At 42.2% G+C, this 5,051-nt stretch carries 6 protein-coding genes; 4 read left to right on the forward strand and 2 right to left on the reverse strand.

Annotated features, from left to right (window positions below; translation table 11 throughout):
* The first annotated feature begins 521 nt into the window (after nucleotides 1–521).
* Both DW835_RS17420 and DW835_RS17425 read left to right on the forward strand, forming a co-directional pair.
* Nucleotides 522–707: a hypothetical protein gene (locus tag DW835_RS17420; protein ID WP_022313299.1), complete on the forward strand. Its 186-nt coding sequence runs from the start codon at nucleotides 522–524 to the stop codon at nucleotides 705–707.
* 64 nt (nucleotides 708–771) lie between these two features.
* The gene (locus DW835_RS17425) at nucleotides 772–984 is read left to right on the forward strand and encodes a PF20097 family protein (RefSeq protein WP_022153065.1); all 213 of its coding nucleotides are present in this window, start codon (nucleotides 772–774) and stop codon (nucleotides 982–984) included.
* 189 nt (nucleotides 985–1,173) lie between these two features.
* On the opposite strand, the gene dtd is transcribed toward DW835_RS17425, so the two are convergent.
* On the reverse strand, nucleotides 1,174–1,623 hold the full coding sequence (gene dtd / locus DW835_RS17430) for a D-aminoacyl-tRNA deacylase (protein ID WP_118669763.1): 450 nt from the start codon (nucleotides 1,621–1,623) through the stop codon (nucleotides 1,174–1,176).
* A 4-nt stretch (nucleotides 1,624–1,627) separates the two neighbouring features.
* The gene (locus tag DW835_RS17435; RefSeq protein ID WP_118669762.1) at nucleotides 1,628–2,968 is read right to left on the reverse strand and encodes an AI-2E family transporter; all 1,341 of its coding nucleotides are present in this window, start codon (nucleotides 2,966–2,968) and stop codon (nucleotides 1,628–1,630) included.
* A gap of 143 nt (nucleotides 2,969–3,111) precedes the next feature.
* On the opposite strand from DW835_RS17435, the gene DW835_RS17440 reads away from it, so the two are divergent.
* Both DW835_RS17440 and DW835_RS17445 read left to right on the forward strand, forming a co-directional pair.
* Nucleotides 3,112–3,843: an ATP-binding protein gene (locus DW835_RS17440; RefSeq protein ID WP_118505230.1), complete on the forward strand. Its 732-nt coding sequence runs from the start codon at nucleotides 3,112–3,114 to the stop codon at nucleotides 3,841–3,843.
* Nucleotides 3,839–4,918 carry a tyrosine-type recombinase/integrase gene (locus tag DW835_RS17445; protein ID WP_118505228.1) on the forward strand — a complete coding sequence of 360 codons (1,080 nt, stop codon included), beginning with the start codon at nucleotides 3,839–3,841 and terminating at the stop codon, nucleotides 4,916–4,918. Before DW835_RS17440 ends, DW835_RS17445 begins: the two co-directional genes overlap by 5 nt.
* Nucleotides 4,919–5,051: the final 133 nt, after the last annotated feature.

The following is a 5,051-nucleotide window of genomic DNA, read 5'->3' on the forward strand; positions in this document are numbered from 1 at the left end:
AAGAAAAAGCTGCAAAGAAACGTGCAGAAAAATCGGCAGAAGGAAAAGAAACGGGTGATTATACCTTATCCGTAACTGGTAATGATGTAAAAAGTATGACACAGAGCCTTGTAGCAGAATCTGTGAGTATTTCTGCACCTGATAGATCAAGTTTTGATATTAAGGCATAAGAGGGTTCGGTAAAAGGAAAATATCAAATCAATGCATTAGTTGGAAGTGCTTGTTTCCTATTATGGCATATCCAAGCTAACGATAGCAAAAATGGCTGGTGTTGAGGAACAGGATATTGACAGGCTTTTAGTCAATCCACCAGAAAATCTTGCCCTTGTATTTGCCCTTATCAGAGTTCGTAAACACTGATGGGACGATATAACACAAGGGAAACAATAAGGAAAAGCTCACCTGCGATAAATCCAGTGTTTTCAAGGGCTTGTGGAGAATTTAATAACAAAATATAACAGTTATTAAATCTCTTAAAACAGGTGAAATCTCAATTCAAGTTTGACGAGGAGGTGCTTTACATGAATAAGAGTATATCAAGGATTATCGGTGTGATAATGCTGATTGTAGCTTTTGTATTTATAATGTTTGCATTGAACCATCCAGAAAAGAGTTTTCCTTGGAACAATACAATTACGTGGTTACTGTATGGTGTATATTTTCTTGTGGCAGTAGTGCTGCTTATTGCTCCTAAAATGAAGAAGTGAGAAATTCCCGTTTATTGGGAAGTCACAGAGAACGAAAATCGATATTTATAGGAGGTAAAGCAGAATGAAATGTCCATATTGTGGTGAAGAAATGATAAGAGGATACCTAATGAGCTCACGAGACATTACTTTTGCAGTTGATAATCTGACAAAAGTTTTTCGCATTAAAAAATCGGACGATCTGGAATTGAGTAAAGGTTCAGAAGGAATCCCTCATTGTGAAGCTTATCGTTGCAATAGTTGCAAAAAGATTTTGATTGATTATGCGAATAGATAACTACTTCACCAAGCACATTTTTCAACCGGAATGTGTACCGCCCATGCAGAGCCAACACATTCCGGTCTGTTAAGGAACAAATCAGCCCTTACTACGATAGCAGACGCAGAACTAACTATGCGCAAAACACAAGTTTAACGAATAGTTCTACATAAAAATGGTTCTAACACACTCTCAATGGCTATTTTTTTAGCAGATTTCATCGGAATCCAGCAATATAGTAAAAGGACCATCATTTAACAGAGATACTTTCATATCGGCGCCAAAGATTCCTTTTTCCACGGTGGCGATGCTTTCACGGCATCTGTCGATAATGTATTCGTATAGTTCATTGGCTATATCCGGATTACCGGCTTTGATAAAGGATGGACGATTGCCTTTTTTGCAATCCGCATACAGAGTAAATTGTGACACCAGTAACAATTCGCCCTCCACCGCATGCAGATCCAGATTGGTCTTGCCCTGAGCGTCTTCAAAGATCCGCAGCCCCAGAAGCTTCTTGATCATTTTGTCGGCAATCTCTCTGGTATCTGTTTCGGCCACGCCGATCAGTACCAGAAAACCTTTGCCGATGCTGCCTGTTACCTCTCCATCTACTTTTACCTCTGCATGCTGTACCCGTTGTATTACAAATCGCATTTGTCTACTTCTCTCCTACGTTTTTCTCTTCTTGATCTTTTTTATCCTGGCTGAAATCAGTTTGATCTTTAAGCTCATGATCCTTTTGCAGTCTGGAATTCAGTGTATGGAATCCCTCTTCATCAATATTTTTCAGATAAGAATATTGTTCTGTCTCTACCGGCAGATCCTTTTTCCGAAGGAACGTATTAACTACTACCTTGATAGCCGCATAGATCACTGCAAAGATAGGCACCCCGACGATCATGCCGAGAATACCGAATAATCCACCGAATACCGTGATGGCGAAAATCACCCAGAAACCGGTAAGCCCGGTGGAATTGCCCAGAATTTTGGGTCCCAGGAAATTTCCGTCAAACTGCTGTAACACCAGAATGAACAGGACGAAATAAACACAGTTTAAAGGGTGCATCGGATCCACCACAAGGATCAGGATGGCACTGGGAATAGCTCCCAGATAAGGACCAAAGAAGGGAATAATATTGGTCACACCCACAATCACGCTGACCAGTGCCGCATACGGTGTCTGCAATAACGTGGTTCCGATAAAGCACAGGCATCCGATGATAAAGGAATCTACAATCTTGCCGCCGATAAATCCGATGAAAGTGCTATGGGTAAAGCGAAAACTCTTGATCAGGCGGTTGGCTGTTTTCTGTTCAAAGAAAGCATAGGCCATTTTTTTCGCTTGTCCGGCAAATTTTTCCTTACTTGCCAGTACATAAATGGAAATAACGAATCCGATGATAAAATCCCAAAGACTCTTCAGAATATTGATTACGCTCAAAGATACTGTCATGATCACCTGACTGGTCTTGGTCAGTACTGTGTTATTTAACCAATTCTCCAGTTCTACGGAATACTTATCAATCAGAAAAGTGATCTGACTGCCCAGCTCCGGATTGTCATCCATAAGCTTGCTGATCCATTTTGTAAAATTGCTGATGTAGGTGTCAAAATTGGAAGCAATATTTACAATACTGGGAACAATCTGGGAAAGCATCATGGCAACCAGACTATAAATCAGGGTGACGAACAAAAATGCCGTGATCAGTATGCCAATACCACGGACAATGGAATTGCGCTTCCTGCTCTCCTTCACCTTCATTTTCCGGCACAAAGGAAATAGCAGTTTGGTTTCTATAAAATTAAGTACCGGGGTCAGCAGATATGCCGTCACCAGTCCAAATACCACCGGCATCAGAATCCCGATGATCGTATGAAAGCCTGTCTTGATACTGCTTCCGTGGAATAACAGATAATAGAAACAAATACTGGCTGCAATGGTCAGAAATGCGGTCAGACCCCAGCGAAAATACTTATTGTTTTTTAAGTCGTATTTCATTCAACTACACCTTTCTTCATAAAATCTTATCTCTTTTAATATACTATGGTTTTTCGCTCACCACAAGAAGAAATCTGTCGTTTTTGTTGAAAAAGAATTCCCGGCAGTATAAAATAGATACCAGTAAAAGAATGGAGTTAGCAATGACATTACAAAAAGTATTGAGCCGTGTCAGACAGGCTGTGGCTGACTATCATATGATCGAAGAAGGCGACCGGATCGCTGTGGGGATTTCCGGAGGCAAGGACAGTCTTACTCTCCTGCTGGCTTTATATGAACTCAGCAAGTTTTATCCGAAGCATTTTACAGTTATTGCAGTCACAGTCAATCTTGGATTTCAGAATCTGAATCTGAATGAAATCCGTACACTTTGTGCTGACAGAAATATCCCATATACCGTAGTGGAGACTTCTATTGCCCAAATCGTATTTGAAGACCGCAAGGAGGACAATCCCTGTTCTCTTTGTGCGAAAATGCGTAAAGGTGCACTGAACGATGCGATTAAGGAGCTGGGGTGCAATAAGATTGCCTATGCACATCACGAAGATGATGTAGTAGAGACCATGTTGCTCTCCCTCTTCTACGAGGGCCGACTGCATACCTTTTCTCCGGTAACGCATCTGGATAAAACCGGTCTGACCGTGATCCGGCCGCTGATCTATATGCGGGAAGCCGAAGTTATCGGTTTTGTGAACAAATATCAGGTACCCGTGGTCAAAAGTCCCTGTCCTGCAGATGGGCATACCACGCGGGAATACATAAAAGAACTATTGCAACAGATTCATCGGGAAAATCCCGGTGTCAAGGATCGTATTTTCACCGCGATCCAACGAGGAAATATGGAAGGTTGGTCAGATTACTTTGGCAGTCATTAACGAAGAAAATTATCACGATGAACAGAATAAAAACAATATCTTAAAACTCCGCAAGGTTCTGGATACGCTCCCCAGCTTCTGCAGAGATTTTTTCCGTGGAATTGAGCCTTATACTTCCACCAGAACAAGACTGGCTTATGCCTATGATATTCGACTTTTCTTTGAATTTCTCCATGAGAAAAACAGTTATTGCCATAAAATGGAGATTACTGAATTTCCCCTTTCCGTTCTGGATATGGTACAGCGGACGGATATCGAAGAATATCTGGACTATATGAGCCTGTATCAGAAGGATGGGAAAAATATTACGAACGAGGAACGGGGAAAGGCAAGAAAACTGGCTGCTCTTCGAAGCTTCTATAATTACTATTTTCAGAGCGAACGTATCGAGAAAAACACAGCGGCACTGGTTCCTCTGCCGAAGCGTCATGAAAAAGAGATCATCCGTCTGGAACCCAATGAGGTGGCTATTCTGTTAGATCAGGTGGAGGACGGCACCAAGCTGACCAAAAAGGAACTGGAATACCACAAGAAAACAAAGCTCCGGGATGTTGCCCTCCTGACGCTTCTGTTGGGAACCGGCATCCGTGTATCGGAATGTGTAGGTCTGGATATTAACGACGTGGATTTCAATAACGGCGGCATCAAGATCCGGAGAAAAGGTGGTTATGAAGCAATCGTCTACTTCGGCGATGAAGTAGAAACCGCTCTGCTCGACTATCTGGAGCAAAGGGAACATATCATTCCAGCCGAAGGACATGAGAATGCTCTGTTCCTGTCCCTGCAGAGTCGCCGGATGGCCGTCCGCTCCGTAGAGAATCTGGTAAAAAAATATGCCTCCCGGGTAACCACCTTAAAGAAAATCACGCCCCATAAACTACGCAGTACCTACGGTACCGAACTCTATAAAGAAACCAGGGATATCTATCTGGTAGCAGATGTTCTGGGTCATAAAGATGTAAATACCACAAGAAAACACTATGCCGCACTGGAAGAACAACGCCGTCGGCAGGCCGCCAATGCTTTTCATCTACGGGAACACAGCAATAGACATTCGGACCAGCCGGACAAATGACAATTAGAAAAGATACCCAACACTTTTGGTGTATTAGGTTAATCATCTCTGCATAAAATGGAAAGTTAGTTAAATACATTGGCAAAATCCATGAACTCCCGGAGCATGCGATACACATGTCTCGATGTAAGGT

The sequence above is a fragment of the Clostridium sp. AM34-9AC genome (assembly GCF_003480225.1).
Lineage (GTDB): Bacteria > Bacillota > Clostridia > Lachnospirales > Lachnospiraceae > Acetatifactor > Acetatifactor acetigignens.

Bases quoted from the DNA above. Each gene is read 5' to 3' on its own strand.
- DW835_RS17440 (WP_118505230.1), top strand. From the start codon at position 3,112: ATGACATTACAAAAAGTATTGAGCCGTGTCAGACAGGCTGTGGCTGAC.
- dtd (WP_118669763.1), bottom strand. From the start codon at position 1,623: ATGCGATTTGTAATACAACGGGTACAGCATGCAGAGGTAAAAGTAGAT.
- DW835_RS17435 (WP_118669762.1), bottom strand. From the start codon at position 2,968: ATGAAATACGACTTAAAAAACAATAAGTATTTTCGCTGGGGTCTGACC.
- DW835_RS17420 (WP_022313299.1), top strand. From the start codon at position 522: ATGAATAAGAGTATATCAAGGATTATCGGTGTGATAATGCTGATTGTA.
- DW835_RS17425 (WP_022153065.1), top strand. From the start codon at position 772: ATGAAATGTCCATATTGTGGTGAAGAAATGATAAGAGGATACCTAATG.